We start from the raw sequence: 26,248 nt of genomic DNA on the forward strand, positions 1-26,248 counted from the left end.
GGAGCGCGCGATGAGAGACTTCACGATTGCCTCGTTCAACGTCAAGAACCTGATCGGGCCGGACCGGGAATACTATCGCTTTCAAAGTTACACCCCCGAGGAATTCGCCTGGAAGAAGGACTGGCTGGCCGATCAGCTGCTGACCATGGATGCCGATATCGTGGGCTTCCAGGAGATCTTCGAGGAAGAGGCGCTGACCGAGGTGATCGAAGAGGCCGATGCCCGCGGCGCGGCGCTGAACGCCGCCGCCATCCCCGATGCCTCGCGGCGCTACCACAAGAAGGCGATCTTTCGGAAGCTGGCCTATCGCGCCTATGAGGATGCGTCGCTGGCCTTCGCGCCCAATGCCGCCGACGCGGGCATTGCCGGCCAGCGCCGGCCCGGCGTGGCGATCCTGTCGCGCACGGGTTTTGCCGAAGAGCCGGAGGTGATCCAGGATCTCGACACCCCGCTCACCATCCCCTTTCACCCGCTGCGCGGGCTCGAGGGCGGTGAAAGCGGCGCCTTCACCCTGCACCGCTTGTCCCGCCCGATCCTCAAGGCGCGCATTCCGGTCGGCGATCAGGTGATCACCGTCTTCAACTGTCACCTCAAGTCGAAGCTGGGCGAATATGTCACCCCCGAGGGCGCCGGTTTCGCGCCGGAACAGGACCTCACCCGGTATGACCCGCTGGGCCGGGTGATGGGCAGTCTGCGCGCTGCCACCCGCCGCATGGCCGAGGCCTGGGTGCTGCGCCGCGAAATCCTCATCGAGCTTGACGCCGGGCACCCGGTAATGGCGCTGGGCGATTTCAACGACGGCGAACATGCGGTCAGCTCCGAGATCGTCACCGGCGAGGTGCCGTTCCGCAATTATGCCTGGATGTTGCGCCACGATGCCCGCCACCATTCCGACCGTTACAGCGCCGAGGAAGCCCGACGGATCACCGAGGATGTCGAACGTGTCCGCCTGCATTCGGCGGAAAAGCTGTTTGTCCGCAAGAGTCTGCGCGACATGGTCTATACCGCGGCCTTTGGCGGCAATTTCGAGTCGATCGATCAGATTTTCCTGTCGCGGCATTTTCACCCCGATCACCCGGGGCGCATCGGAGAGATGGACTATTTCAGCGTGCTCAACGATCATCTGACCGACGGCAGCCACCCCGAAGCCCCCTACAACAAGCTCGCGTCCGACCATGGCCAGATCATCGCCCATATGCGGCTGAACGACGGCTGAGAAGGCGCGGCCATCCCGCCGCCCGCGAAGGAGACCCAAATGCGCCATTTCATCGAGGCCAATGGCATCGGCCTGCACATTGCCGACACGGGGCCGAAAGACGCCCCGGCCGTCGTCTTCGGCAATTCTCTGGGCTGCGACATGCGGATCTGGGACGGGGTGCTGCCGCATCTGCCCCGGGGGCTGCGGCTGATCCGCTATGACAGCCGCGGTCACGGGCTTTCCGACTGTCCCGCGGGCCCCTACGCCATGGGCACCTTGGTGCGCGATGCCGAGGCGCTGCTCGATGCACTCGAGGTAAGTGATGCGGTCTTTGTCGGGCTGTCGTTGGGTGGCATGGTGGCGCAGGGCCCGGCGGTCAAGCGGCTCGATCTGCTGCGCGGCATCGTGCTGTCGCATACCGCCGCCAAGATCGGCACGCCGGAGCAATGGCAAGAGCGGATCGATACGGTCAGGGCGAGCGGGCCGGAGGCGCTGACCGAGGCGCTGATGCCGCGCTGGTTCACCCGCGCTTTCCGCGATGGCCCGGAGGCGCGGATGATCCGCAACATGGTGGCGCGCCAGCCGGCCGAAGGCTATGCCGGCGCCTGCGCCGCCATTTCCGGCACCGATTTCTACACCCCGACCTCCGGCCTGCGTCTGCCCTGCCTCGGGATCGCCGGCAGCGACGATGGCTCGACCCCGCCGGACCTGGTGCGCGAGACGGTGGACCTGATCCCCGGCGCCCGCTTCGAGCTGATGCGCCGTGCCGCGCATCTGGCACCGGTGGAACAGCCCGAGGCCTATGCGGCGCTGCTCTCGGGCTTCCTCAAAGACATCGGCCATGTCTGACATCCTGCTGATCCATGGCTCCTGTCATGGTGCCTGGTGCTACGAGGGGCTGATCACCGAGCTGACGGGTCTGGGCCACAACGCGCGTGCCATCGACCTGCCGGGTACGGGCCAGGACACCACGCCGTACCCCGCGGTCACGCTCGACAGCTATGCCGAGGCGATCTGCGACGCGCTTGGCCCCCGCACCCTGCTGCTGGGCCATTCCGCTGCCGGTTTCGCGATCACCGCCGCCGCCGAACGGCGGCCCGAGCGGATTGCGCGGCTGGTCTATCTCTGTGCCTATGTGCCGGCGCCGGGCCGCACCATGCTCGATCTGCGTCGGGCCCAGGCGCGCCAGCCGCTCAGCGGCGCGCTGGTCAAGCGGGACGACGGGCTGAGTTACACGCTTCGCCCAGAGGTGGCCGCGCGGGTGTTCTATCAGGATTGCAGCGAGGAACAGCGGCGTTTCGCCCTTGCGCGCCTCGGGCCGCAGCCCATCGCGCCACAGTCCGCCGTGGTGCGCGTGAGCGACGCCTCGCAATCGTTGCCACGCAGCTACATCCTCTGCCGCGACGATCAGACCATCCCGCCGGAGTTCCAGGCGCAGATGACCGCCGACTGGCCGCGCGAGGATGTGCATGTTTTCGACGCCGGCCATTCGCCATTTCTTGCAGCCCCCGCAGCGCTGGCCGCACTGATCGACCGGCTGGCCGAAACATGACCTGACGTCACGGCCCGGCACAGGCGTTTTTCCGGCTTTTCACATCCCGCCCGGTTTGATTGGGTGAAGCCTTCAACGAGGAGGTGGGACATGCCGCAAATCAAAGCCGCCGTGCTCAGGGCCTTTGGCGCGCCCCTGGCGATCGAAGAGGTGACGCTGCGCGACCCCGAGGCCGGCGAGATCGAGGTCACGCTCGACGCCGTGGCGATCTGTCATTCCGACATTTCCTTTGCCGAAGGTGGCTGGGGCGGGGCGCTGCCGGCGGTCTATGGCCACGAGGCAGCCGGGCGGGTGAGTCGCCTCGGGGCCGGAGTGACCGGGTTGGCCGAAGGCGATTTCGTCGTCGTCACCCTGATCAAGCCCTGCGGCACCTGTCCCAGCTGTGGTTCCGGCAAGCCCACGATCTGCGAAACCCCGACGATCGAGCCGCCCAAGCTGACCGACGCCGAAGGCACCAGCATTGGTGCGGCGATGAACTGCGGTGCCTTTGCGGAACGTGTGGTTGTCAGCGCCAGTCAGGTGGTGGCGCTGCCCGATGACCTGCCGGCCGACAGCGCGGCGCTGCTGGCCTGCGGCGTCATCACCGGCGTCGGCGCGGTGGTCAATGCCGGCCGGCTGCACGCCGGCGAGGATGTGGTGGTGATCGGTGCCGGCGGTGTCGGGCTCAATGCCATCCAGGGCGCGCGCATCGCCGGCGCGCGCCGCATCGTCGCCGTCGACATGAGCGAGCAAAAGCTCGCAATGGCGCGCGACTTCGGCGCCACCCATGGCGTTCTGGCGACCGGCGAAGCACCATGGAAAGACGCGATGGCGGCGCTGGGCGGGCGCGGGGCGGATGTGGTGGCGGTGACCGTCGGCGCGACCCGGGCCTATGACGAGGCGCAGCGCTATCTCGGCTGGGGCGGGCGGATGATCATGGTCGGCATGCCGCACACCGGAGCGATGGCGCAATATGAACCGGCGGTGAATGCCTATATGGGCTCGTCCATGGTGGGCTCGAAGATGGGTGACGTGGTGATCGGCCGCGATATTCCCTGGATGGCCGATCTCTACCGGCAGGGGCGGCTCAAACTTGACGAGCTGGTGTCGGGTCGCTGGCGGCTCGATCAGATCAACGAGGCGATCGCCGACACCAAATCCGGCGCCGCGCGGCGCAATGTCATCCTTTTCGACCGCGAGAGCTGAGGACTAATCGAGATCGAAGGCGCCATCCCAGCCGAAGCCCGCTATGACCTGTTCCGCGCCGCCGAGCGCGCGGTAGAGCGCCAGCGCGGGGACATTGTCGGGCTCGGTTCCGAGCCAGATGCCGTTGCAACCCATCGCGCGGACATGGGCGAAGAGCGCCTCGGTCACCGCCCGGGCCAGTCCCCGGCGCCGGTGGCTCTCGCGGGTGCCGACCTCGTTGACGAAGACCCCCGGCGGCTTGTCGGGATGCAGGAGCACGGTGCCGGATGCAAAGGACACCAGATCGCCGCCCGCGATTGCCGCGGCCATCACATGCAGCGGGCTGCCAAGGAAGGCGCGCGCCTGATCGGGCCGGACCGGGTGATCGAAAAGCCCCGGGGTGACATTCTGCAACAGCGCGATATCTTGCGCGCCAAGGACACGAACCTCCATCGCCAATCCCCCAACTGAGAACATGCCATGAAACTCGCCGATCTCGACGTGATTGTCACTGCGCCCCCTGCGCCGGGCTGGGGCGGCCGCTACTGGATTCTGGTCAAGCTGACCACGGCCTGCGGCATCACCGGCTGGGGCGAATGTTACGCCGCCTCGGTCGGGCCCCGGGCGATGGAAGCGGTGATCCGCGACGTCTTCGAGCGCCACATGGCCGGCGACAGCCCCGAGAATGTCGAGCGGATGTTCCGGCGCGCCTATTCCTCGGGCTTCACCCAGCGCCCGGACCTGACCGTCATGGGGGCTTTCTCGGGCCTGGAAATCGCCTGCTGGGACATTCTCGGCAAATCGCGCGACCGGCCGGTCTGGGCGCTGATGGGCGGCATGATGAACGAGCGGTTGCGCGCCTATTCCTACCTCTACCCGCTCGAGCGCCACGCGCTGCCGGAGTTCTGGGTCTCGCCCGAGATGGCGGCGGAAAGCGCGCTCGACTTGGTGGCGCGGGGTTATACGGCGGTCAAGTTCGACCCGGCCGGCCCCTATACCATGCGCGGCGGCCATCAGCCGGCGCTCTCCGACATTTCGATGTCGATGAGCTTTTGCGAGGCGATCCGCGAGGCGGTGGGCGACCGCGCCGACCTGCTGTTCGGCACCCACGGCCAGTTCAACACCGGCGGCGCAATCCGACTGGGGCAGGCGATCGAGGAATACCAGCCGCTGTGGTACGAAGAGCCGATCCCGCCGGACAACCTGCTCGAGTTCCGCAAGGTGGCCGAGGCGGTGCGCATTCCGTTGGCCACCGGTGAACGGCTGACCACCCGGGCCGAGTTCGGCACCCTGTTGCAATCCGGCGGGGCGAGCATCCTGCAACCGGCGCTGGGTCGCGCCGGCGGGCTCTGGGAGACCCGGAAGATCGCCGCCCTGGCCGAGCATTTCAATGCCCAGGTGGCGCCGCATCTCTATGCCGGGCCGGTGGAATGGGCCGCCAACATCCATCTGGCCGCGACGATTCCCAACCTGCTGATGATCGAGACCATCGAGACGCCGTTCCATGACGCGCTGATCTCCGGCGCGCTGACGGTCGAAGAGGGCTTCGTCACCCCGCCCACCGCGCCCGGCCTCGGCATCGAGGTCGACGAGGCGCTGGCGCGGGCGCATCCCTACGAGGGCGACGGGCTGCATCTCGAGATGCGGGAAGCGCCCTGCGATTATGTTTCGGGCAATGTCTTTGCCGGCGGCGCACCGGTTCGGGAAAGCTGATTGCCGCTGGGTAAGGCGCCATGGTAGGCGTGAACCGATTTCACCTTTCAGATACGAGTTGTGCCTCGTGAGCGACACATCCCCCGACCCGAGCCCCCGCGACATGGCCGAAAGCGCCAAGGCCGCCGCGGGCTATCTCAAGACCCTGGCGCATGAAGGGCGGCTGATGATTCTGTGCCATTTGGGGCAGGGCGAGATGTCGGTCGGCGCGTTGGAAGAGACGTTGGGCATACGGCAGGCGGCTGTCAGCCAGATGCTGGCCCGTCTGCGCGACGAGGGGCTGGTGGTCACCCGGCGCGAGGGCAAGACGATCTATTATTCCCTGGCCGATGAACGGACCCAGCGGATGATCGGCCTGCTGTACGAGTATTATTGCAGCTAGGTTTCGGTCCAGAGTCCGAAGACGGGGCTGAAATCGCCCTCGGCCAGCGCCCGGAGCGGCAGGCAGATCTCGAGCGCATCGGCGCCCCAATCCCATCCCGCATGCGGCAGGGACGGCAGGCGCAGCAGCACCGCGACCGGACCGTCGCCGGTGCTGCGGACATCGCCCATGCTCACCGGTTCGGCCGCGTCGCGGGATTGCACCTGCGCCGTCCAGAAGGCGCGGGCGGCGGGGGCCATCGTTTCGGGTGCGGAATGCACCAGGGCGCAGGCGCGCGTGGCCAGCTCGGCCTGCCAGTCCTCGGCCCAGGGGCTGCTTGGCGCGCCTTCGGGGCCCCGCGCCGAGCGGCTGGCGGGGACATTGCGCTGATAGATGCGCAGCGGCGCAGGCGCGCCGTCCGTGGCCGGAACATCGGGCGCGGCTTCGGCGAGAAAGAACGGCAGCTCGACATGGGCCAGGGCGGCCGCGATCAGGGCCGGTGCCTCGGGCGGCAGGGCGCTGTGCAACCGGTCCAGCGTCTCGAACAGCCGGTCGAGCACGGCCTGGGCGGCGGCAATGTCCTTGCGGCCTGTGACAAGGATGCCGGGATTGGCGATGACGCGCGGTGTCGGGCGCGGCGCGGGCCGGCTGCGCAGCATGCGGCCCCAGATGCCGTTTGATCCGGCCGGGTCCGGCGTGGCGGGCCGGGCTTCGGCCTCCAGCCTGTCGAGCACCGCCGCCGACGCGGCCAGCTCATTGCAGAGCCGTCCCAGCAGATCGAGCGCCGTCGACAGATCGACCGGCTGAGAGCGGGGGTGGCCGAGATCATAGCCGAGATCGGTCGGAGCCACCGGGGCGGCCTGTCGCGGCGTCGGCGTCAGCCGCCAGAGCGGCACGCGCGAGCGCACCGGCCCGCGGGCCGCGGCGCTGTAGAACACCACCGGTTCGCCCAGGGCGTCGAGGGACAGACGCAGCCAGCCGCGGCGGGGGCCATAGCCGCGCCAGAGCGTCTCGGGCAGGGCGCCGAGATCGATCTCGGCGGCCAGGCGCGGTGGGCTGTCGGAGGAGGGGGCGGCCTCGGCCCGGACCCAGCCGACGCTGTCGGCGGGCACTCCGGAACCCGGGTGCAACCAGATGATGGCTTCCTCGAATGCGCGCGCCTGCTGTTCCATTGCCCTCTCCCTTTGGGAGACCGGTTAACCATCCGATTGCGGAGGAATTGCGGCATTGCCGTGGCAATCAGCCGGTGGCCCCGGCCAGTTCCGGTCCGGCCGCGCCCTGCCGCACCTGCCAGTCACGGACGGGCGCGGTGCGCGCCCGGAGCCGGGTCAGCCGCCAGCCCGCCGCCTCCGGCCGATGCGCCGGATCGAGCCGCCAGCGGCTCTCCACCCCCGGGGCGCCGCCCGCCTGGCCCGGCGTCAGCAAGAGCCCCAGCGGCCGGCCGCCCGAGGCCGCGGCCCCGGTTTCGGCCGCCAGATGCAGGCGCCGCACCTGGGTCAGCCCGGGCAGGCCCGGCAGATCGCCCACCACCAGCGGTGCCGCGCCCGACCGCAGCACCTCTTCCAGCGTCCAGAGCACATCCTCGGGGCGCGTGGGATGGACAAAGACAAAGCGTTCGGACGCACAGAGCCCGGCCAGCCCCGGCGCAAAGAGCGCATCCTTTTCCCAGGCCGGCGCGACCCAGATCACCGGGCCGGGCGCGGCCGCCTGCACCGCGCCCGCCACCCAGGCCGCCAGGGTGCGCCGCGCCCGGCCGCAGAGCTCATGCACCCGCATCTGGGCAAAGGACAGCTCGCCCATCACCGACAGGGGCGGGCGCGCCTGATGCGGCGCACGGGTCAGAAGGGCATGGGGACGACTCATGCCTCCATTGTAAATGTTCGCTCTATGTTCTCAAGGGCGGCGGGGCGCCCGGCGCCAGATTTGTCGTTTTGCAAGGAAAGGCGCGAACCCGGCCGCCGCCGCGATCCGGGGTTTAACTTTCCGGCGCGGGCGTTAGGTTCCGGCGCAACTGAACGGGGAAAATGATCGATGAAGATGACCACGCTGGGCCGCACCGGGCTCTCGGTTTCGCAGCTGTGCCTTGGCACGATGACCTTTGGCACCCAGACCGCGCCCGAGGTGGCCCATGCCCAGATCGACCGGGCGCTGGCGCGCGGGGTCAATTTCATCGACACCGCCGAGATGTATCCGGTCAATCCCAAGTCGCCCGAAACCGTGGGCCGCACCGAGGCTATTCTCGGCGACTGGATCGCCGCCAGCGGCCGGCGGCAGGAGGTGGTGCTGGCCACCAAGCACCTGGGCAACGGCTCCGACCAGTCGCCCGACGGCGGGCCGATCACCGCAAAGACCATCCCGCGGTCGATCGAAGGCTCGCTCAAGCGGCTGAAGACCGATGTGATCGATCTCTATCAGTTCCACTGGCCCAACCGCGGCTCCTACATGTTCCGCAAGAACTGGCACTTCGATCCCACCGGTCAGGACCGCACGGCGGTGATCGCCGACATCGAGGAGTGCCTCGGTGCCTTGCAGCGCGAGGTCGAGCGCGGCACGATCCGCGCCTTCGGTCTCTCGAACGAGAGCGCCTGGGGCACGGTGCAATGGATCGAAGCGGCAAAACGGCTCGGCGGGCCGCGCGTCGCCACGTTGCAGAACGAGTATTCGCTGATGTGCCGGCTGGCCGATACCGATGTGGCCGAAATGTGTTGGAACGAGGATGTCGGGTTCTTGCCGTTCTCGCCTTTGGCCTGCGGTTATCTGACCGGCAAATACAGCGGGGGCGCGGTGCCTGAGGCCTCGCGCATGACGCTCAACCCCGACATGGGCGGACGGCAGGGCGACCGGGCGCTGGCGGTGGCGGATGCCTATGTGGCGCTGGCGCGCAAACACGGCATCGACCCGGTGCACATGGCGCTGGCCTGGACGGTGCAGCGGCCCTTCGTGGCCGCCGCGATCTTTGGCGCGACGACGCTGGCACAGCTCGACCATGCGCTCGACGCCGCCGATGTCACCCTGTCTGACGATCTGCTGGCCGAAATCGACGCGCTGCACCGCGCCAACCCGATGCCCTACTGAGGGGGCGGACCTTTCTGGACAAACCGGCTTGTGCGGCCCGGGTTTCCGCCGCACATTCGCCGCATGTTAAGATTTTGTTTACCTTTTGCGCTCCTGGCGGCGGCGCTTTTGCCGTCGCCGCCCTCGGAGGCCGCCCAGGCCGAGATCACCGGCATCGCGCGGGTGATCGATGGCGACACGCTCGACCTCGGCGACACCCGCATCAGGCTGTTCGGCATCGACGCGGTCGAACGCGACCAGACCTGCCGCCATCCCACCCGCGGCGACTGGCCCTGCGGTGCCGAGGTGGCCCAGGAGGTGGCCTTCTGGCTCAACGGCGAACGCCTCACCTGCACGCCCGAAGACCGCGACCGCTACGGCCGCGTGGTGGCCACCTGTTACCTGCGCGACGCGGATGTCGGGGCGGTGCTGGTCGAGGCCGGGCTGGCCTTTGCCTACAGCAAGTATTCCCCCCGGTACGAGGCGCTCCAGGCCCGCGCCCTGGCGGCCGGACGCGGGCTCTGGACCTCGGTGGTTGTGCGGCCCGAGCGCCATCGCCGAGGCGAGGATCCGGTGGTGCCGGCCCAGGCCGGCTGCCGGATCAAGGGCAATATCTCGTCGAAGGGCGTGCGCATCTATCACCTGCCGGGACAGGCGTGGTACGCCAAGACCAGGATCTCCCCCGGGAAGGGCGAGCGCTGGTTCTGCTCCGAGGCCGAGGCCCGCCGCGCCGGCTGGCGCAAGGCACGCCGCTAGGCCACCTCAAACCCGACGGGGCTCTCCTCGCCACGCCCCCTGCTTCCTCTTGCTCAAAATACCCTCGGGGGGCGGCCGCAGGCCGGGGGGCAGAGCCCCCAAGCCCCGCCCCGCCGCCCGGCGCCTCAGCCCCGGGCATCGCGGATCAGCCGCAGGATATCCTGGGCCGCCGTGGGAATATTCGTCCCCGGCCCGAAGATCGCCTTGACCCCGGCGGATTTGAGGAATTCGTAATCCTGCTGCGGGATCACCCCGCCGCAGATCACGATGATATCGCCGGCATCATTGGCCTTGAGCGCCTCGATCAGCTGCGGCGCCAGAGTCTTGTGGCCAGCCGCCTGGGACGAGATGCCCACCACATGCACATCATTGTCGACCGCGTCCTGTGCCGCTTCTTCCGGGGTCTGGAACAGCGGCCCGACATCGACGTCGAAGCCGATGTCGGCAAAGGCGGTGGCGATCACCTTGGCGCCCCGGTCATGCCCGTCCTGGCCCATCTTGACCACAAGCATGCGCGGCCGCCGGCCTTCTTCCGCGGCGAAATCCTCGACCGATTTCTGGATCGCGGCAAAGCCTTCGTCGCCCTCGTAAGCCGCGCCATAGACGCCGGCGAGGGTTTTCACCTCGGCGCGGTGCCGTCCGAATACCTTTTCCATCGCCATGCTGATTTCTCCCACGCTGGCCCGGGCCCGGGCGGCTTCGACCGCCGCTTCCAGAAGGTTGCCGCCCTCGCCGGCGCGGCGGCTGAGTTCCGCCAGCGCGGCATCGCAGGCGGCCTGATCGCGCGTGCCGCGGATGCGTTCGAGCCGGGCGATCTGGCTGTCGCGCACCTTGACATTGTCGACATCCAGAATGTCGATCGGGTCTTCGCGGTCCTTGCGGTATTTGTTGACGCCGACGATCACCTCGTCGCCCCGGTCGATCATCGCCTGCCGCGTGGCGGCGGTTTCTTCGATGCGCAGCTTGGGCATGCCCGAGGCCACGGCCTTGGTCATGCCACCCATCTCCTCAACCTCCTCGATCAGCGCCCAGGCCTTGTCGGCCAGCTCCGCCGTCAGGCTCTCGACATAGTAGGAGCCGGCCAGCGGATCGACGACATTGGTCACGCCGGTCTCTTCCTGAAGGATCAGCTGGGTATTGCGCGCGATCCGGGCCGAGAAATCCGTGGGCAGGGCAATCGCCTCGTCCAGCGCATTGGTGTGCAGCGACTGGGTGCCGCCCAAGACCGCCGACATCGCCTCATAGGCGGTGCGGATGACGTTGTTGTAGGGGTCTTGCTCTTGCAGGCTGACGCCCGAGGTCTGGCAGTGGGTGCGCAGCATCTTGGAGCGGTCGTTCTTGGCCCCGAATTCACTCATGATCCGGTGCCAGAGCAGGCGGGCGGCGCGCAGTTTCGCGGCCTCCATGAAGAAGTTCATGCCGATGGCAAAGAAGAACGACAGCCGCCCGGCAAACTTGTCGACGTCCATCCCGGCCTCGATGGCGGCGCGCACGTATTCGCGGCCGTCGGCCAGCGTATAGGCCAGCTCCTGCACCAGGTTCGCGCCGGCCTCCTGCATGTGATAGCCGGAGATCGAGATCGAGTTGAACCTGGGCATCTCGGTCGAGGTGAACTCGATGATGTCCGAGATGATCCGCATCGAGGGTTCGGGCGGATAGATATAGGTGTTGCGGACCATGAACTCCTTGAGGATGTCGTTCTGGATGGTGCCCGACAGCAGCGCCTTGTCATGACCCTGTTCCTCGCCCGCGACGATGAAGCTGGCCAGGATCGGGATCACCGCGCCGTTCATCGTCATCGACACCGAGACCTGATCCAGCGGGATGCCGTCGAAGAGGATCTTCATGTCCTCGACCGAATCGATGGCCACGCCCGCCTTGCCGACATCGCCCACCACGCGCGGGTGATCGCTGTCATAGCCGCGGTGGGTGGCCAGATCGAAGGCGACCGAGACGCCCTGTTGCCCGGCGGCCAGGTTGCGGCGATAGAAGGCGTTCGATTCCTCGGCGGTGGAAAAACCCGCGTATTGCCGGATCGTCCAGGGCCGGCCGGCGTACATCGTCGCCTTGGGGCCGCGGGTGAAAGGCGCAAAACCCGGCAGCGACCCCATGTGCGGCAGATCGGCGGTATCCGCTTCGGTATAAAGCGGGCTGACGTCGATCCCTTCCAGCGTTTTCCAGGTCAGGTCGTCGAGCGGGCGGCCGCGCAATTCCTTTTCCGCCAGGGCCTTCCAGTCGTCCTTCGTCTGGCTCATCACGTTGTCCTTTCCTCTGCGGCAGGGCGGCGGGCGCGCCTGCGAAATCCGTTGCATTGGCGCGGGCTCACGCCATTCTCAGTCGTAATCGGGTGGCAATTGCCTATATGCTGGGTACGAGGAGGACCCATGGCCCAGATGTACCGCGTTCTGACGATGATCTTTGCCGCCGCCGCCAGCACGGGCGCGGCACAGGAAGTGGCCGTCGCCCAGGGCGAGCCGGTGGCCGAAGAGGCGCCCGGGGCGGCCGAAGAGCCACCAGAGGTCGCCGTCGAGGCGCCGGAAACGGCGGTCGAGCAGGAAGTCGCGGCGGAGCCGGTGATCCAGCCGGCCGGGGTGCATGAGCTCGAGGAATACCTCTGGCTCAAGCGGCCGGTGGTGGTCTTTGCCGACAGCCCCAACGATCCGAGGTTTCGCCAGCAGATGGACCTGATCGAGGACCGGCTGGACGACCTGGCCGACCGCGATGTGGTGGTGCTGACCGATACCGATGCCTCCGTGCTCACCCCGATGCGCGAAAAGCTGCGGCCGCGCGGCTTCATGCTGGTGCTGATCGGCAAGGACGGCTCGGTGTACCTGCGCAAGCCCTTTCCCTGGTCGGTGCGCGAAATCGGCCGCTCGATCGACAAGATGCCGCTGCGCCAACAGGAGATCCGCGACCGGCGCACCGGGAACTGAGCGCTGTCTTCATTGATTTTCCGGCGATATATGCCTATATATGCGGTGTATCCCGCGCGTGTCGCGGGCCAACCAGATGAGGTGCGCGGATGCTGAAAGCGCGGTATCAGCCGAAACAGCCCGAAAAGACGCCCGGCGGCCCCGGTGGCGGCGGCGATTTCTGATCGCGCGGTCATAGCGTCACATCCTCGTTCTTGCCCGACCGCGGAATCGCTTCCGGATTCGGCACGCCGATCTTCAGATTGATGTCCTCCAGCGCCCGCAGCCCCCAATAGAGGGTCGCGCGTCTTTGCTGTGTCAGCTCCTTGTGCAGGGTGATGCGCCGCCGGGCTTCTAGCCGGGGGAATTCGGCGCGGTGGGTGTCGGCGACCATGGTGCCCAGTTCCGAAAAGGCCGCATAGAACCGCAGGACCGGTTCCAGCGTCGCGGCATTGATCACATGCAACTGGCCCGACACGGCGTCATAGACCGTGGCCGGGCTTTCCGAGGCGGAAAACGGAAAATAGGCCCCCGTCGGATCATCGCCGCCCATGGCGATATTGCGCTCCACCTCTTCCGCCTGCCGGGTGATCGGGTGCTTGTCGAGCTTTTCGACGATGGTAAAGACCTCGCTGCGCAGCGCCATCAACAGGTCAAGCTCCTGCTCGCTGCGGTCGCGCTGGCGGCGTTCCTCCTGAAAGATGAAGGTGGCCAGCCAGCCGGTGACGATGATCAACCCGGCCAGCGCCGCCTGCCGCAACCGCACGTCCAGCCCGTCGCCGGAGAACACCAGAACGATCGGCACCAGTGCCGCCAGCAGGATCGGCAGGAGCACCATCCCGCCGCGTCGCAACATGCGCAACAGGTCGACCTCGCCGCGCCACCGGTAGACCGCCAGCAACGCAACCAGCAAGAGCAGAACGGCCGCCAGCAGCGCCATGGGGTCGGGCAGCGCGATGCCGGTGGTGGTGGCGCTCAGCGCCAGCCAGACCGCCAGAAAGATCGCTATCCACCCCAAAGCAGACATGGCCGGGTTACTCGAATTCCATGATCACGTCGTCCACCGCCAGGCTGTCGCCGGCGCCGGCATTGATCTTGGACACCACGCCGCTGCGTTCGGCGCGCAGGATGTTCTCCATCTTCATCGCCTCGACGGTGCAGAGTGCCTGACCCTCCTGGACGTCCTGCCCGACCTCGACATCGACCTTCACGATCAGCCCGGGCATCGGGCAGAGCAGCATCTTCGAGGTGTCCGGCGGCAGTTTCTCGGGCATCAGCGCGGCCAGCTCGGCCTGACGGCGCGAGCGCACATGCACCTTCATGTCGGCGCCACGCGAGCGGATGCGGAAGCCATGTGTGATCTTGTCGACCTTGAGCACCAGCGGCTTGCCGTCCACGGTCATTTCGGCCAGCGTCCTGCCCGGGGTCCAGTCACCTTCGACCCGCAGCGAACCGCCGTCTTCAAAGCTGACATCGGCACCGCCGGAGTAGGGGGCGATGGTCACGTTGTAGGTCTGGCCCTGAAGCGTGACCGTGGCCTGATTGTCGACCCGGCGCTCGTGGTTGTCGAGCCGGCCGGACACGCGGGTGCGGCGGATTTCGGCAACCCGGTTCATCGCCGCGGTGCAAGCCGCGATCTGGCGCAGGGCGGCGTCCTCCAGCGTCACACCGGCGAAGCCGTCGGGATATTCCTCGGCAATGAAGGCGGTGGTCATCTCGCCCGAGACGAACTTGGGGTGATCCATCACCGCGCTGAGGAAGGGGATGTTGTGGCCGATGCCCTCGACCTCGAAGCTGTCGAGCGCCACCCGCATCGCCTCGATCGCCTCGGCCCGGGTCGGCGCCCAGGTGCAGAGCTTGGCGATCATCGGGTCGTAATACATGGAGATCTCGCCGCCCTCGAAAACGCCGGTGTCGTTGCGCACCGCATTGGGCCCCGAAGGCGCCTCGCCCTGCCATGTGTCATTGGCCAACAGCGGGCCGGCGGCCACCTCGGCCGGCGGGCGGTAGCGGGTCAGGCGGCCGATCGAGGGCAGGAAATTGCGGTAGGGGTCTTCGGCATAAAGCCGGCTTTCCACCGCCCAGCCGGTCAGCTTCACGTCCTCCTGGGTGATCGACAGCTTCTCGCCGGCGGCGACGCGGATCATCTGTTCCACAAGATCGACGCCGGTGATCAGCTCGGTCACCGGGTGTTCGACCTGAAGCCGAGTGTTCATCTCGAGAAAGTAGAAGTTCTTGTTGCCGTCGACGATGAATTCCACGGTGCCGGCGCTGGCGTAGCCCACCGCCTTGGCCAGGGCGACGGCCTGTTCGCCCATCGCCTTGCGCGTGGCCTCGTCGAGAAAGGGCGAGGGCGCCTCTTCGATGACCTTCTGGTTGCGGCGCTGGATCGAGCATTCCCGCTCGCCCAGATAGACCGCGTTGCCATGGCCGTCGGCCAGCACCTGGATTTCGATGTGACGCGGCTGGGTGACGAATTTCTCGATGAAGATGCGGTCATCGCCAAAGCTCGAGGCGGCTTCGTTCTTGGATGACTGGAAGCCCTCGCGGGCCTCGTCGTCATTCCAGGCGATGCGCATGCCCTTGCCGCCACCGCCGGCGGAGGCCTTGATCATCACCGGATAGCCGATCTCGTTCGAGATCTTCACCGCCTCCTCGGCGTCCTCGATCAGCCCCATATAGCCCGGCACGGTCGAGACATCGGCCTCCTGGGCGATCTTCTTCGAGGTGATCTTGTCGCCCATCGCTTCGATCGCGCCCTTGGGCGGGCCGACAAAGGCCACCCCGGCGGCGTCGAGCGCCTCGGCGAATTTCGGGTTCTCGGACAGGAAGCCATAGCCCGGGTGCACCGCCTGGGCGCCGGTCGCCTTGATCGCGGCCATGATCTTGTCGATCACGATATAGGACTGGTTGGCCTGCGGCGGGCCGATGTGCACGGCCTCGTCGGCCATTTTCACATGCAGCGCGTGCTTGTCGGCATCGGAATAGACGGCCACGGTCTGGATGCCCATCTTGCGGGCCGATTTGATGACACGGCAGGCAATCTCGCCACGGTTGGCGATCAGGATCTTGTTGAACATGGGTGGTCCTTCTTGGTCTGGCTGAACACGGCAAAACGGCCTCGCGGCGCATCAGACGCCGGAGGCCGTGCAAAGGTGGTGAGAGGAGACGGAATTAACGGTGCAGCGACCCGGTCATCGCATGGCTGCACGCCGATGGCATGGCCACTGCGGACACCAATACCACAATCAACTGACTCTGTCTGACCGCTCTCATGTCTTGCCTCTTTTGCCAGAAGCTTCTGACACGGGAGAGTAACGAGATTACTGCGCCACGTAACCCTTTGCGTGTGCAAAGCGCGCCGAAGTGATGCTGATTGGCGACAGGCAGGGCGGGGCCCTGTGCCTGGGGTCGCGGCAAATCGGGCCGGGGCAAAAGACGCGGGCGGTTGCGAAGGGGACACGCAAGACCGCCCGCAGGTCAAAGGGTAACGGTGATCTGCCGGGAACGATTGGACACCCGACCACACAGTTATCCCGGCGACACTGCGGCGGGCCCGCGCCGGTGCCAAGGGCCGGGGCGCCGGTCGGCGGTGATCGGCAAGGCTCCGCGCGTTTGCGGCCGGGGTGCGCGTAAAGACGCTCATCACCAGGTGCCGCCGTCTTCGAAGGCGTCGGGAAAGGCGCGTCGGGCGGCCTCTTCGTCGATGATCAGGCGGGCCTCGTAGTCCTCGGGGTCGAACGGATCGTCATAGGGCAGCACCTCGCGGCCGAAGAGCCAGCTCAGCCGGCCGGCGTCGAGGTTGCCGCGTTCGAAAGGTTCGGCGCCGAATTGCTGCCAGAGCGCGGCAAGAAACCACAGATCGGCGCGCCGGTCGGGGGCGCGGCGGTCGCGGTAGCGTTCGCGCCGGATGATCGGCGTTGCGCCCTTGGGATTGGGGCGGCGGACGGTAAACTGAAAATCGGTGCCGGGAAGGCGGCCGGGGAAACCGCGATGCTTGATCATGCCGCGCCCTCCCGGAAAGAGGCGGGCAGAAGCGGAACAGGCCCGGGGGCCTGTTCCGATCGTGTCTTACTTGTATTTGCCGGTATAAACGGGCTCGACCGAAATCGGCTCCGGATCGACAACGATGAATTCCTCTTCCTGCTGCTGGGCGCATGCCGCGACAACGGTGAAGAGGCCAAGTGCTGCGATGAGCTTGAGGCTCTTGGACATAAATTTCTCCTGTCAGTCACAACGGCAGGGATCCGCGCACACGGCGAGGCCCCATACCGACACAAAGGTAAGGTCACTTGGGTGTAACCCGTCTTAACTTTAGTAGATAACATCCCGGAAATATACGGGTTTTCGACGGGTCCACACTCATGTGGCGAGAAAGCCGCAATATCGGGGAACTTCTGCGAGGACTCCGCAAGATATAGTAGGCGCATCAGAACAACTCCCAGATGCAGGTGGCATCCTCGATGGAGTAGCTCTCGAAGAACTGTGCCACATCGGGTGCGATTGTGCCGAATTCGAGCGGCTCGGAACTAAGTGATACGACGACGCGTTGGGCGGGGAGGCTGCGGGTTGCGAGCTCGGGCAGGGCGACCGTATTGCAGAGGTATTCCATGTCGGAAAACACCGCTTCCATGGTCTCGGCGGCCTGCTCGAGATCGGGGGCGACGAATCGGGCGCGGAAGATGGCGAGCGGTGTATCGGTCTCGTCGCGGTAGTCCTGAAGCACGACCCGAAGCCCTGACGGCGCCTCGATCTGCGTCGGATCGGTAGCGGCGGCCGGGGCGGTGGTGGCCCAGAGCATTGCAATCGCGGGTAAAATCAAGTGGCAGCCCCGCCCTCGTTTCCGAGCTCCTCCCGGCGGGGCTGCGCGGCGTGTGGTTCCCCCTCGCGCCGCAGTAAACTTGACGTGAATAAAGGTCATATCAGAACTTTCCCCCCGGTCAACAGGGCACATCGTTGCCAGCGCGCCCGCAGTTCGGGGTCGTGCAGCAAGTCTCCGATCTGTGCTTCGGTCCGCGCCTTGGGAAAGGCCGCGGTGACGCTGCCGCCGGCGGTGACGGTGAGGCCGGCACCGGTTCGTGTGACCTGCACCGCCGGTGCGAATCCGCGCAGGCGGCGCAGCCGGCGCCACATGTCCTGACGGATCATATGCGCCAGGGGCAGCATCCGCAGCGGCGGAAACTCGGCCCGGGCCGCAACGTCGAACCGCGCCTCCGGCCGGCGGGACAGGGTCAGCCCACAGGCGTCGCGCCGGATGTGCCAGGTCTTGCTCACGCGAGCGTCTCCTCGGGCCGTCGCAGGCCCTTCTCGGGTCGGGTGGGCCGGCCGTTAAGGCCGGTTACAGCGGAATATTGTCGTGTTTCTTCCATGGGTTGGTGAGCTTCTTGCTGCGCAGGGCGGCAAAGGCCCGGCTCACCCGCTTGCGGGTGGAATGCGGCATGATCACCTCGTCGATAAAGCCCCGCTCGGCCGCCACGAAGGGGTTGGCGAAACGGTCCTCGTAATCCTTGGTGCGCTTGGCGATCTTGTCCGGGTCGCCCAGTTCCGAGCGATAGAGGATCTCGGTCGCCCCTTTGGCGCCCATCACCGCGATCTCGGCGGTGGGCCAGGCATAGTTCATGTCGCCGCGCAGGTGCTTGGACGCCATCACGTCGTAGGCGCCGCCATAGGCCTTGCGGGTGATCACGGTCACCTTGGGCACCGTCGCCTCGCCATAGGCGAACAGCAGCTTGGCGCCGTGCTTGATGACGCCGCCATATTCCTGGCTGGTACCGGGCAAGAAGCCGGGCACGTCGACGAAGGTGAGAATCGGCACCTCGAACGCATCGCAGAATCGCACGAATCGTGCCGCCTTGCGCGACGAATCGATGTCGAGACAGCCGGCCAGCACCATCGGCTGATTGGCAACGACGCCGACGGTCTGGCCTTCGAGACGGATGAAGCCGGTGATGATGTTCTTGGCGAAATCCTCCTGGATCTCGTAGAAATCGCCTTCGTCCGCCGTTTTGTGGATCAGCTCCTTCATGTCGTAGGGCGTGTTGGCGTTTTCCGGCACCAGCGTGTCGAGGCTGTTTTCCAGCCGGTTCACATCGTCGAAGAACGGCCGCACCGGAGGCTTTTCGCGGTTGTTGAGCGGCAGGAAATCGACCAGCCGGCGCACCTCGGCCAGCGCTTCGACGTCATTTTCAAAGGCGCCGTCGGCGACGCTGGATTTGCGGGTGTGGGTCGTGGCGCCGCCCAGCTCTTCGGCGGTGACCTGTTCGTTGGTCACGGTCTTCACCACGTCGGGGCCGGTGACGAACATGTAAGAGCTGTCTTTCACCATGAAGATGAAATCGGTCATCGCCGGAGAATAGACCGCGCCGCCGGCACAGGGCCCCATGATGACCGAGATCTGCGGCACCACACCCGAGGCCATGATGTTGCGCTGGAAGATCTCGGCATAGCCCGCCAGCGCGTCGACGCCTTCCTGGATGCGGGCGCCGCCGCTGTCGTTGAGGCCGATTACCGGGGCGCCGTTCTGCACCGCCATATCCATGATCTTGCAGATCTTCTGGGCGTGGGTGGCGCTGACCGAGCCGCCGAGGACGGTGAAATCCTGGCTGTAGACATAGACCATGCGGCCGTTGACCGTGCCCCAGCCGGTCACCACGCCGTCCCCGGCGGGGGCATTGTCCTCCATGCCGAAATCGGTGCAGCGGTGGGTGACGAACGTGTCGTATTCCTCGAAACTGTCCTCGTCGAGCAAGAGCTCGATCCGCTCGCGTGCGGTCAGCTTGCCCTTGGCGTGCTGCGCGTCGATGCGTTTCTGTCCGCCCCCCATCCGGGCGTCCTGGCGGCGGTCTTCGAGTTCCTGAAGAATGTCGGTCATCATCGGCCCCTTGCATGTTTCCGCGAGACCATACTGCGATGCAGCGACGACACAAGGTAAAGGTGGAATATTTGCAAATAAGCTCGCGGCTGATTTGGAATATTTGCAAAATACACGTTTGACGCGAGTCGGCCTTTGCAAAAATGCACAGGTCATTGTGCGGATCGGGCCTACAGTTTGCAGGGGCGAGATAATGGACATGCCTGCAAAGCGGGCGTAAGCCTTTTTCATGGCTGTTTCCCCCGTGGTCAGATTTCTTGACCGAACCACCCCGCCGCATATCCTGACGCTGATCCTGCTTGCTGGCATGGCGGCTCTGGCGATGAACATCTTCCTGCCGTCGCTGCCGGGGATGACCGCCTATTTCGACACCGACTACCGGCTGATGCAGCTCTCGGTCGCGATCTACCTTGGGGTGAATGCCTGTCTTCAGCTTGTCGTCGGGCCGATGTCGGATCAGATGGGCCGCCGGCCGGTGATCCTGGGCGGGCTGGTGATCTTTGTCCTTGCGACGCTAGGCTGCATCTTTGCCCCCAATGTCACGATTTTCCTGATCTGCCGCATGGCCCAGGCCGCCGTGGTGGTGGCCATGGTGCTGAGCCGGGCGGTGGTGCGCGACATGGTGCCCCAGGATCAGGCGGCCTCGATGATCGGCTATGTCACCATGGGCATGGCGGTGGTGCCGATGATCGGCCCGATGATTGGCGGGGTTCTCGACGAGCTCTGGGGCTGGAAGGCCTCGTTCTGGCTGCTCTTTGTCACCGGGCTGGCGACCCTCTGGCTGGCCTGGCGCGATCTGGGCGAGACCAAGATGCGGTCAGGCCAGACCCTGCTGCGGCAGTTCCAGGACTATCCCGAGCTGATCCGCGCGCCGCGCTTCTGGGGGTATGCCCTTGCGGCGGCTTTTTCGTCGGGCTCGTTCTTTGCCTATCTCGGCGGCGCGCCCTTTGTCGGATCGGTGGTGTTTTCGCTCGACCCCGCGCTGCTCGGCCTGCTGTTCGGCGCGCCGGCGGTGGGCTACATGATCGGCAACGGTATCTCGGGCAAGTTCTCGGTCCGGGTCGGGATCAACCGCATGATCCTCTGGGGCTGCTGGGCCAACACCGTCGGATTGCTGCTGTCGATGGCGGTCTTTGCCGCCGGCCACGGCTCGGCGCTGAGCTTCTTCGGCTTCATGACCTTCGTCGGCTTCGGCAACGGTCTGTGCATCCCCAATGCCACCGCCGGCACGCTTTCGGTCCGGCCGCATCTGGCGGGCACCGCCAGCGGGCTTGGCGGGGCGATCATGATCGGCGGCGGCGCCGGGCTCTCGGCGCTGGCGGGCGTTTTGCTGCAACCCGGCACCGGGCCGTGGCCGCTGCTGTGGCTGATGTTGCTCACCGGACTGCTGGGCATGGCGGCGATCACCCTGGTCATCCGGCGCGAACGGCGGCTGGGGATGGTCTGATCCGGCGGTGCAGGGGATCTGCGGCCGCGTGGCACCTTGCCCGGCTGGATTTGCAAAGCTAGCCTGCGCGCGACGCAAATTCGCAAAGGCACGCTCATGGCCACACAGAAACTCTATGCCGGCGCCAAGCTGCGGGAAACCCGCACGCGGCTGGGGCTGACCCAGAAGGATTTCGCCGGCAAGCTTGGCGTCTCGCTGCCCTATCTCAACCAGATGGAGAACAACAACCGCCCCGTCAGCACCACCGTGGTGCTGGCGCTGGCGCAGGAGTTCGGCTTCGATGTCACCGAGCTCAGCTCCGGCGATGCCGAGCGGCTGGTCTCGGACATGCGCGAGGCGCTGGCCGATCCGGTGTTCAACCAGGACGAGGCCGGTGCGCCGCCGCTGGCCGATCTGCGGCTCACCGCGTCGAACGCCCCGGCACTGGCGCGCGCCTTTCTCGAGCTGCACCGCGCCTATCGCCAGACCCATGAGCGGCTGGCCTCGCTCGATGCGGCGCTGGGGCACGAGGGCGGCGGCTTGCAGCTCAGCCCCTGGGAGGAGGTGCGCGACTTCTTTCACTATTGCGACAATTACATCGATGCGGTCGACCGGGCGGCCGAGAATTTCGCCGCCACTGCCCGGCGCGGTGATGTGCCCGCCGCCGCCGAGGCCTGGCTGAACGGGCAGGGGATCACGCTGCGCATTGCCGCCACCGACACCCTGCGCCAGTTCGACCGCGCGACCGGCACGGTCACGCTTTCGGACCGGGCCGCGCCCGAGACCCGCAACTTTCAGCTCCTGCTGCAAATGGCGCTCTTGCAGCAGGACAAGCTGTTGCAGGCGACGCTCGACCTGGCCCGCTTTCAGTCCGACACCGCCCGCGCCATCGCCCATATCGGGCTGGCCAACTACTTTGCCGGTGCCGCGCTCATGCCTTATGGCCCCTTCCTCGCCGCCGCCCGCGAGACCCGGCATGATCTCGAACGCCTCGCCACCCGTTTCGGCGCCTCGATCGAACAGGTGGCGCATCGGCTCTCGACTTTGCAGCGGCCGGGCGCCAAGGGCGTGCCCTTCTTCTTTGTCAGGGTCGATCAGGCCGGCACGATCACCAAGCGCCACTCGGCCACCCGGCTGCAATTCGCCCGCTTCGGTGGCGCCTGTCCGCTGTGGAACGTGCACCGCGCCTTTGAAACCCCGGGCCGGTTCCTGCGGCAGCTGGCCGAGACACCGGACGGGGTGCGGTACATCTCCATCGCCCGCGATATCTCCAAGAGCGGCGGCCGGTACGGCGCACCGGTGCGGCGCTATGCCATGTCGCTGGGCTGCGAGGTCGAACACGCCGGCCAGCTTGTCTATGCCGACGGGCTCGACCTCGGGCAGGAGGCGGATTTTGAACCGATCGGCATTTCCTGCCGGATCTGCGAGCGCACCCATTGCCACCAGCGCGCCATCCCGCCCCTCGAGCAGAAGCTGCACATCCAGCCCGACAGCCGCAAGGTGCTGCCTTACGAGATCGAGTGACGGGGGCGGCGGCTGGGCTGGCTCAAGCCGCCTCGGCCGCCTCCGGTTCGGCCTCTTCGCGCGCATCCGAGGCGAGCATCAGTGCGCCATAGCCGATCAGACCGGAAACCAGCGATCCCGAGAGCACGCCAAGCCGCACCTGGTTCATCAGGAGCGCGTCGTCAAAGCTGAGCGAGCCGATGAAGAGCGACATGGTAAAGCCCACCCCGGCCAGACAGCTCAGCCCGTAGATGTGCAGCCAGTTGGCGCCATGCGGCATGCGGGTCAGCCCGCTCCTGACCAGGACAAAGGTGACCCCGAAGACTCCGAGCTGCTTGCCGAGGATCAGACCGAGCGCGATGCCCAGCGGCAGGGGGGCGAGCAGGGCGGACAGGCTCATGCCCTGAAGCACCACGCCGGCATTGGCGAAGGCAAAGACCGGGACGATGAAATAGAGCACGTAAGGCGCCAGCCCATGTTCCAGCGAATGCAGCGGGCTCTTGCCCCATTTGTCGGTCATCGGAATGCAGAAGGCGGTGATCACCCCGGCCAGCGTGGCATGGACGCCGGATTTCAGCACGAAATACCACATCACCGCGCCGAGCAGGATCATCGGGGCCACCCGGTGCACCCGCTTGTAGTTGAGAAACAGCAGCAGCGCCAAAGGGATGAGGGCAGAGAACAGGTAGTCCACCTTGAGGTCGGCGGTGTAGAACAGGGCAATGATGACGATGGCCCCCAGGTCGTCGAGAATGGCCAGGGTGAGCAGAAAGACTTTGAGCGAAGAGGGCGCGCGGCTGCCCACCAGGGCGAGAATGCCGAGCGCGAAGGCGATGTCGGTGGCCGCCGGAATGGCCCAGCCGGCCAGCGTTGCCGGATTGCCCCAGTTGATCGCCACATAGACCAGGGCCGGCAGCGCCATGCCGCCGATGGCGGCGGCACCGGGCAGGATGACGTCACGCGGGTTCTTGAGCTTGCCTTCGAGGATCTCGCGCTTCAGCTCGAGCCCGATGAGAAAGAAGAAGACCGCCATCAGCCCGTCGTTGATCCAGAGGATGGCCGGTTTCTCGAGCCCCTCACCATTGACCATCAGCCCGAGGCGGGCGTCGAGAAAGCTGTCGTAGATCCCGGCAAGGCCGGAATTGGCCACGACAAGCGCCGCGACCGCCGAGAGCATCAAGAGAATGCCTCCCGATGCTTCGTGGCTGAAAAAACGGTCGATGGCGCGTAACAGCATCGAAATCCTCCCGAATTAATAATGATTTCGCATGGATATGCGTCGGCGTGGCGAATTTTCAACCGGCCAAGCCGTCGCAGGGGGAGACCAGGTGCGGCGGCGGGCGGAAAAACCGTCTTTTGGGCGCCGCGCGTGGTTTTTGCGCAGATCTGCGCGGCGGGGGCGATCAAGGCCGCGCTTGCGGCGAGATCGCGGGATGGCATAGTGCGCGGGGAGAGGCCGGAGGCGGGGATGCGGATCGCGACCTACAATGTGGAATGGTTCGACGCGCTGTTCGATGACGCGGGCCGGTTGCTGGCCGATGACGCATGGTCGGCGCGCCATGAGGTCACCCGGCGCGATCAGATCGAGGCGCTGGCGATCGTCCTGACCGCGCTCGATGCCGATGCGGTGATGGTGATCGAGGCGCCCGACAGTCACCGGGCCCGCGACGGGGTGCGGGCGCTCGAGACCTTTGCCGCGACGTTCGGGCTGCGGGCGCGCCGGGCGGTGATCGGATTTACCAACACCACTCAGCAGGAGATCGCGCTGCTTTATGACCCGGACGCGCTTCGGGTACGTCACGATCCGCGGGACAGCGCCGGGGCGCCGCGGTTTGACGGCACCTTCGAGATCGATCTCGATTTCGACGCCCGCCGCGACCGGGTGCGGTTCTCCAAGCCGCCACTGGAACTGTCGGTGGAGACCGCGGGCGGGCAGCGGTTTCGGATGATCGGGGCGCATCTGAAATCCAAGGCGCCGCATGGTGCCAAGACCCGCGATCAGATCATGCGGCTGTCGATCGCCAGCCGGCGCAAGCAATTGGCGCAGGCGATCTGGCTGCGCCAGCGGGTCGAGGAGCATCTGGCGGCGGGCGAGAGCCTGATCGTGCTGGGTGATCTGAACGACGGGCCGGGGCTTGATGAATATGAGGCGCTGTTCGGCCGTTCGTCGGTCGAGATCATCCGCGGCGAGGGCCGCGACGGGCCGCGGCTCTACGACCCCAATGCCAGCATCGCGCTGCAACGCCGGCTGGGCGCGCAGCCGACGACGGCGCGGTTTTACATTGCCGGGCAGGACAGCTATTTGCAGGCGCTGCTGGATTATATCTTTGTCTCGCCCGATTTGTGTGCCAGGCGGCCGGACTGGCGGATCTGGCATCCGTTCAACGACCCGGCCTGCTGGCGCACACGGGAGCTGCGCGAGGCGCTGGTGACGGCCTCGGATCATTATCCGGTGACACTGGATATCGCGATCTGAGGTCGGGGGCTCTGCCCCCGTCGCCCGGGGCGACTCCCCCGGGATATTTTTGACCAGAAGAAGGTGCGATTATGGTGAAACTTGCGACGGCGGCCTATCCGATGGGCGTGCTGGAGAGCTGGGCGGATTATGAGGCGAAGATCTCTGGCTGGGTGGCCGAGGCGGCCGGGCAGGGGGCGGAGCTGCTGCTGTTCCCGGAATATGGCGCGATGGAACTGGCGACGCTGGACGGGCCGGAGGTGGCGGGGGATCTGGAGCGCTCTCTGCATGCGGTGTCGGACCGGGTGGCGGCGGCGGATGCGTTGCACGCCCGGCTGGCGGCAGCGCATGACGTGTATATCTGCGCCGCCTCGGCGCCGGTCTTTGCCGGCGGCGCGCGACCGGTGAACCGGGCGCGGCTGTTCGCGCCCTCGGGGGAGATGGCGCATCAGGACAAGCAGATCATGACCCGCTTCGAGCGCGCGCCCTGGGGGGTGGTGGCGGGCGATCCGCTCTGTCTGATCGAGACGGATCTGGGGCGGATCGGCATTTTGATCTGTTATGACAGCGAGTTTCCACTGCTCGGGCGGGCGCTGTCCGAGGCCGACATCCTGCTGGTGCCCTCCTGCACCGAGGCGCTGGCCGGCTATTGGCGGGTGCGCATCGGGGCGATGGCCCGGGCGTTGGAGAGCCAATGCGTGGTGGCGATGGCGAGCACGGTGGGCGCATGCCCCTGGTCCGAGGCGGTGGACACCAACACCGGGGCGGGCGGCGTCTTTGGCCCGCCGGACCTCGGGTTTCCGCCGACCGGGGTGCTGGCGGAAGGGGCGCTGAATGTGCCGGGCTGGACTTATGCCGAAGTGCCGGAGGGGGCGGTGGAGACCGTGCGGCGCGCCGGCGTCGTGGCCAATCGCGCGCATTGGGTGGAGCAGCCGCAGGGCGCGGGAGCTGTCACAAAGCGTGATCTTCGCACACATAGCCCTTGAAAATCGTGCCGCAAGCGCTCATTTAGAGCGCGCCCGGCCTGTGTGCCGGGGTGTGTAACAAAGGAGAGACCATGGCCAAGGAAGAGATGCTCGAATTTCCCGGTGTCGTGAAGGAACTCCTGCCGAATGCGACGTTTCGGGTCGAGCTGGAAAACGGCCATGAGATCATCGCGCATACGGCAGGCAAGATGCGCAAGAATCGCATCCGCGTTCTGGCCGGCGACAAGGTTCAGGTGGAAATGACCCCCTATGATCTGACCAAGGGTCGGATCAACTATCGATTCAAGTAACCGGCGT

Annotated in this window: 26 protein-coding genes; 14 read left to right on the forward strand and 12 right to left on the reverse strand. The window is 66.5% G+C overall.

From position 1 onward, the window contains the following. Positions 1-10: 10 nt before the first annotated feature. The 4 genes from PVW49_RS06550 (at position 11) to PVW49_RS06565 (ending at position 3,935) form a co-directional block, all read left to right on the forward strand. Entirely contained in the window at positions 11-1,216 is a 1,206-nt protein-coding gene (locus tag PVW49_RS06550; protein ID WP_074834342.1) for an endonuclease/exonuclease/phosphatase family protein, read from the forward strand. Between the two features lie 39 nt (positions 1,217-1,255). Beyond that, positions 1,256-2,047 (forward strand): 3-oxoadipate enol-lactonase, encoded by a 792-nt coding sequence (gene pcaD / locus PVW49_RS06555; RefSeq protein WP_274590158.1) that lies wholly within the window; start codon positions 1,256-1,258, stop codon positions 2,045-2,047. Beyond that, positions 2,040-2,750, forward strand: a complete 711-nt coding sequence (locus PVW49_RS06560; RefSeq protein ID WP_274590159.1) for an alpha/beta fold hydrolase — start codon at positions 2,040-2,042, stop codon at positions 2,748-2,750. The genes pcaD and PVW49_RS06560 overlap by 8 nt, the downstream gene beginning before the upstream one ends. A gap of 90 nt (positions 2,751-2,840) precedes the next feature. Next, positions 2,841-3,935 (forward strand): zinc-binding dehydrogenase, encoded by a 1,095-nt coding sequence (locus PVW49_RS06565; RefSeq protein ID WP_074834348.1) that lies wholly within the window; start codon positions 2,841-2,843, stop codon positions 3,933-3,935. Between the two features lie 3 nt (positions 3,936-3,938). Here the strand turns inward: PVW49_RS06565 and PVW49_RS06570 are convergent, their stop codons facing one another. Beyond that, positions 3,939-4,367: a GNAT family N-acetyltransferase gene (locus PVW49_RS06570; protein ID WP_170850484.1), complete on the reverse strand. Its 429-nt coding sequence runs from the start codon at positions 4,365-4,367 to the stop codon at positions 3,939-3,941. Positions 4,368-4,394: 27 nt separating this feature from the next. On the opposite strand from PVW49_RS06570, the gene PVW49_RS06575 reads away from it, so the two are divergent. Beyond that, on the forward strand, positions 4,395-5,627 hold the full coding sequence (locus PVW49_RS06575) for a mandelate racemase/muconate lactonizing enzyme family protein (protein ID WP_048529851.1): 1,233 nt from the start codon (positions 4,395-4,397) through the stop codon (positions 5,625-5,627). A 103-nt stretch (positions 5,628-5,730) separates the two neighbouring features. Beyond that, positions 5,731-6,009 (forward strand): ArsR/SmtB family transcription factor, encoded by a 279-nt coding sequence (locus tag PVW49_RS06580; RefSeq protein WP_048529853.1) that lies wholly within the window; start codon positions 5,731-5,733, stop codon positions 6,007-6,009. On the opposite strand, the gene PVW49_RS06585 is transcribed toward PVW49_RS06580, so the two are convergent. After that, the gene (locus tag PVW49_RS06585) at positions 6,006-7,160 is read right to left on the reverse strand and encodes a hypothetical protein (protein ID WP_274590160.1); all 1,155 of its coding nucleotides are present in this window, start codon (positions 7,158-7,160) and stop codon (positions 6,006-6,008) included. The genes PVW49_RS06580 and PVW49_RS06585 overlap by 4 nt on opposite strands. Before the next feature lie 67 nt (positions 7,161-7,227). Next, the gene (locus PVW49_RS06590; RefSeq protein ID WP_274590161.1) at positions 7,228-7,851 is read right to left on the reverse strand and encodes an ImuA family protein; all 624 of its coding nucleotides are present in this window, start codon (positions 7,849-7,851) and stop codon (positions 7,228-7,230) included. A 168-nt stretch (positions 7,852-8,019) separates the two neighbouring features. On the opposite strand from PVW49_RS06590, the gene PVW49_RS06595 reads away from it, so the two are divergent. Together PVW49_RS06595 and PVW49_RS06600 are read left to right on the forward strand one after the other, a co-directional pair. Next, positions 8,020-9,063, forward strand: a complete 1,044-nt coding sequence (locus PVW49_RS06595; protein ID WP_274590162.1) for an aldo/keto reductase — start codon at positions 8,020-8,022, stop codon at positions 9,061-9,063. Between the two features lie 63 nt (positions 9,064-9,126). Beyond that, positions 9,127-9,798, forward strand: a complete 672-nt coding sequence (locus PVW49_RS06600) for a thermonuclease family protein (protein ID WP_274590163.1) — start codon at positions 9,127-9,129, stop codon at positions 9,796-9,798. A 125-nt stretch (positions 9,799-9,923) separates the two neighbouring features. Here PVW49_RS06600 and scpA read toward each other — a convergent pair whose 3' ends face one another. Then, entirely contained in the window at positions 9,924-12,053 is a 2,130-nt protein-coding gene (scpA, locus tag PVW49_RS06605) for a methylmalonyl-CoA mutase (protein WP_074834355.1), read from the reverse strand. Between the two features lie 129 nt (positions 12,054-12,182). Here scpA and PVW49_RS06610 point away from each other — a divergent pair, with 129 nt between their 5' ends. After that, the gene (locus PVW49_RS06610) at positions 12,183-12,731 is read left to right on the forward strand and encodes a DUF4174 domain-containing protein (RefSeq protein ID WP_083415904.1); all 549 of its coding nucleotides are present in this window, start codon (positions 12,183-12,185) and stop codon (positions 12,729-12,731) included. A gap of 172 nt (positions 12,732-12,903) precedes the next feature. Here the strand turns inward: PVW49_RS06610 and PVW49_RS06615 are convergent, their stop codons facing one another. The 7 genes from PVW49_RS06615 to PVW49_RS06645 form a co-directional block, all read right to left on the reverse strand. Then, positions 12,904-13,737, reverse strand: coding sequence for a hypothetical protein (locus PVW49_RS06615; RefSeq protein ID WP_139211147.1), 834 nt, complete (start codon positions 13,735-13,737; stop codon positions 12,904-12,906). A 7-nt stretch (positions 13,738-13,744) separates the two neighbouring features. Continuing rightward, complete coding sequence (locus PVW49_RS06620; RefSeq protein ID WP_274565665.1) at positions 13,745-15,790, reverse strand: acetyl-CoA carboxylase biotin carboxylase subunit; 2,046 nt, start codon at positions 15,788-15,790, stop codon at positions 13,745-13,747. Positions 15,791-16,355: 565 nt separating this feature from the next. Further along, on the reverse strand, positions 16,356-16,715 hold the full coding sequence (locus tag PVW49_RS06625; protein ID WP_048529869.1) for a hypothetical protein: 360 nt from the start codon (positions 16,713-16,715) through the stop codon (positions 16,356-16,358). Between the two features lie 66 nt (positions 16,716-16,781). After that, positions 16,782-16,925 (reverse strand): hypothetical protein, encoded by a 144-nt coding sequence (locus PVW49_RS06630; protein WP_170850485.1) that lies wholly within the window; start codon positions 16,923-16,925, stop codon positions 16,782-16,784. Positions 16,926-17,139: 214 nt separating this feature from the next. After that, positions 17,140-17,511: a DUF6497 family protein gene (locus PVW49_RS06635; RefSeq protein WP_274590164.1), complete on the reverse strand. Its 372-nt coding sequence runs from the start codon at positions 17,509-17,511 to the stop codon at positions 17,140-17,142. A 116-nt stretch (positions 17,512-17,627) separates the two neighbouring features. After that, entirely contained in the window at positions 17,628-17,984 is a 357-nt protein-coding gene (locus PVW49_RS06640) for a hypothetical protein (protein WP_074834360.1), read from the reverse strand. 64 nt (positions 17,985-18,048) lie between these two features. Continuing rightward, a complete protein-coding gene (locus PVW49_RS06645) occupies positions 18,049-19,581 on the reverse strand; it encodes an acyl-CoA carboxylase subunit beta (protein ID WP_274590165.1) in 1,533 nt (510 codons plus the stop codon). A 229-nt stretch (positions 19,582-19,810) separates the two neighbouring features. Between PVW49_RS06645 and PVW49_RS06650 the strand changes: the two genes are divergently transcribed. Continuing rightward, a complete protein-coding gene (locus tag PVW49_RS06650) occupies positions 19,811-21,028 on the forward strand; it encodes a multidrug effflux MFS transporter (RefSeq protein WP_274590166.1) in 1,218 nt (405 codons plus the stop codon). 96 nt (positions 21,029-21,124) lie between these two features. Then, complete coding sequence (locus PVW49_RS06655; protein WP_274590167.1) at positions 21,125-22,531, forward strand: helix-turn-helix domain-containing protein; 1,407 nt, start codon at positions 21,125-21,127, stop codon at positions 22,529-22,531. Between the two features lie 22 nt (positions 22,532-22,553). Here the strand turns inward: PVW49_RS06655 and nhaA are convergent, their stop codons facing one another. Then, positions 22,554-23,747 carry a Na+/H+ antiporter NhaA gene (gene nhaA / locus PVW49_RS06660; RefSeq protein ID WP_048529879.1) on the reverse strand — a complete coding sequence of 398 codons (1,194 nt, stop codon included), beginning with the start codon at positions 23,745-23,747 and terminating at the stop codon, positions 22,554-22,556. A gap of 231 nt (positions 23,748-23,978) precedes the next feature. Between nhaA and PVW49_RS06665 the strand changes: the two genes are divergently transcribed. The 3 genes from PVW49_RS06665 to infA all read left to right on the forward strand — a co-directional run bounded on the left by PVW49_RS06665 (position 23,979) and on the right by infA (position 26,241). Beyond that, complete coding sequence (locus PVW49_RS06665) at positions 23,979-24,986, forward strand: endonuclease/exonuclease/phosphatase family protein (protein WP_274590168.1); 1,008 nt, start codon at positions 23,979-23,981, stop codon at positions 24,984-24,986. 74 nt (positions 24,987-25,060) lie between these two features. Next, complete coding sequence (locus PVW49_RS06670) at positions 25,061-25,951, forward strand: carbon-nitrogen hydrolase family protein (RefSeq protein ID WP_274590181.1); 891 nt, start codon at positions 25,061-25,063, stop codon at positions 25,949-25,951. A 71-nt stretch (positions 25,952-26,022) separates the two neighbouring features. Then, positions 26,023-26,241, forward strand: coding sequence for a translation initiation factor IF-1 (gene infA, locus PVW49_RS06675; RefSeq protein ID WP_011455993.1), 219 nt, complete (start codon positions 26,023-26,025; stop codon positions 26,239-26,241). The last annotated feature ends 7 nt before the right edge of the window (positions 26,242-26,248 follow it).

The organism is Marinovum sp. PR37, from assembly GCF_028807375.1.
Lineage (GTDB): Bacteria > Pseudomonadota > Alphaproteobacteria > Rhodobacterales > Rhodobacteraceae > Marinovum > Marinovum algicola.

Coding starts and splice junctions, on each gene's coding strand:
- nhaA (WP_048529879.1), bottom strand. CDS start 23,747: ATGCTGTTACGCGCCATCGACCGTTTTTTCAGCCACGAAGCATCGGGA.
- PVW49_RS06575 (WP_048529851.1), top strand. CDS start 4,395: ATGAAACTCGCCGATCTCGACGTGATTGTCACTGCGCCCCCTGCGCCG.
- PVW49_RS06630 (WP_170850485.1), bottom strand. CDS start 16,925: ATGTCCAAGAGCCTCAAGCTCATCGCAGCACTTGGCCTCTTCACCGTT.
- PVW49_RS06595 (WP_274590162.1), top strand. CDS start 8,020: ATGAAGATGACCACGCTGGGCCGCACCGGGCTCTCGGTTTCGCAGCTG.
- PVW49_RS06590 (WP_274590161.1), bottom strand. CDS start 7,851: ATGAGTCGTCCCCATGCCCTTCTGACCCGTGCGCCGCATCAGGCGCGC.
- infA (WP_011455993.1), top strand. CDS start 26,023: ATGGCCAAGGAAGAGATGCTCGAATTTCCCGGTGTCGTGAAGGAACTC.
- pcaD (WP_274590158.1), top strand. CDS start 1,256: ATGCGCCATTTCATCGAGGCCAATGGCATCGGCCTGCACATTGCCGAC.
- PVW49_RS06550 (WP_074834342.1), top strand. CDS start 11: ATGAGAGACTTCACGATTGCCTCGTTCAACGTCAAGAACCTGATCGGG.
- PVW49_RS06580 (WP_048529853.1), top strand. CDS start 5,731: ATGGCCGAAAGCGCCAAGGCCGCCGCGGGCTATCTCAAGACCCTGGCG.
- PVW49_RS06585 (WP_274590160.1), bottom strand. CDS start 7,160: ATGGAACAGCAGGCGCGCGCATTCGAGGAAGCCATCATCTGGTTGCAC.
- PVW49_RS06650 (WP_274590166.1), top strand. CDS start 19,811: ATGGCTGTTTCCCCCGTGGTCAGATTTCTTGACCGAACCACCCCGCCG.
- PVW49_RS06560 (WP_274590159.1), top strand. CDS start 2,040: ATGTCTGACATCCTGCTGATCCATGGCTCCTGTCATGGTGCCTGGTGC.
- PVW49_RS06625 (WP_048529869.1), bottom strand. CDS start 16,715: ATGATCAAGCATCGCGGTTTCCCCGGCCGCCTTCCCGGCACCGATTTT.
- PVW49_RS06620 (WP_274565665.1), bottom strand. CDS start 15,790: ATGTTCAACAAGATCCTGATCGCCAACCGTGGCGAGATTGCCTGCCGT.
- PVW49_RS06565 (WP_074834348.1), top strand. CDS start 2,841: ATGCCGCAAATCAAAGCCGCCGTGCTCAGGGCCTTTGGCGCGCCCCTG.
- PVW49_RS06645 (WP_274590165.1), bottom strand. CDS start 19,581: ATGACCGACATTCTTCAGGAACTCGAAGACCGCCGCCAGGACGCCCGG.
- PVW49_RS06570 (WP_170850484.1), bottom strand. CDS start 4,367: ATGGAGGTTCGTGTCCTTGGCGCGCAAGATATCGCGCTGTTGCAGAAT.
- scpA (WP_074834355.1), bottom strand. CDS start 12,053: ATGAGCCAGACGAAGGACGACTGGAAGGCCCTGGCGGAAAAGGAATTG.
- PVW49_RS06615 (WP_139211147.1), bottom strand. CDS start 13,737: ATGTCTGCTTTGGGGTGGATAGCGATCTTTCTGGCGGTCTGGCTGGCG.
- PVW49_RS06635 (WP_274590164.1), bottom strand. CDS start 17,511: ATGCTCTGGGCCACCACCGCCCCGGCCGCCGCTACCGATCCGACGCAG.
- PVW49_RS06600 (WP_274590163.1), top strand. CDS start 9,127: ATGTTAAGATTTTGTTTACCTTTTGCGCTCCTGGCGGCGGCGCTTTTG.
- PVW49_RS06610 (WP_083415904.1), top strand. CDS start 12,183: ATGGCCCAGATGTACCGCGTTCTGACGATGATCTTTGCCGCCGCCGCC.
- PVW49_RS06665 (WP_274590168.1), top strand. CDS start 23,979: ATGCGGATCGCGACCTACAATGTGGAATGGTTCGACGCGCTGTTCGAT.
- PVW49_RS06655 (WP_274590167.1), top strand. CDS start 21,125: ATGGCCACACAGAAACTCTATGCCGGCGCCAAGCTGCGGGAAACCCGC.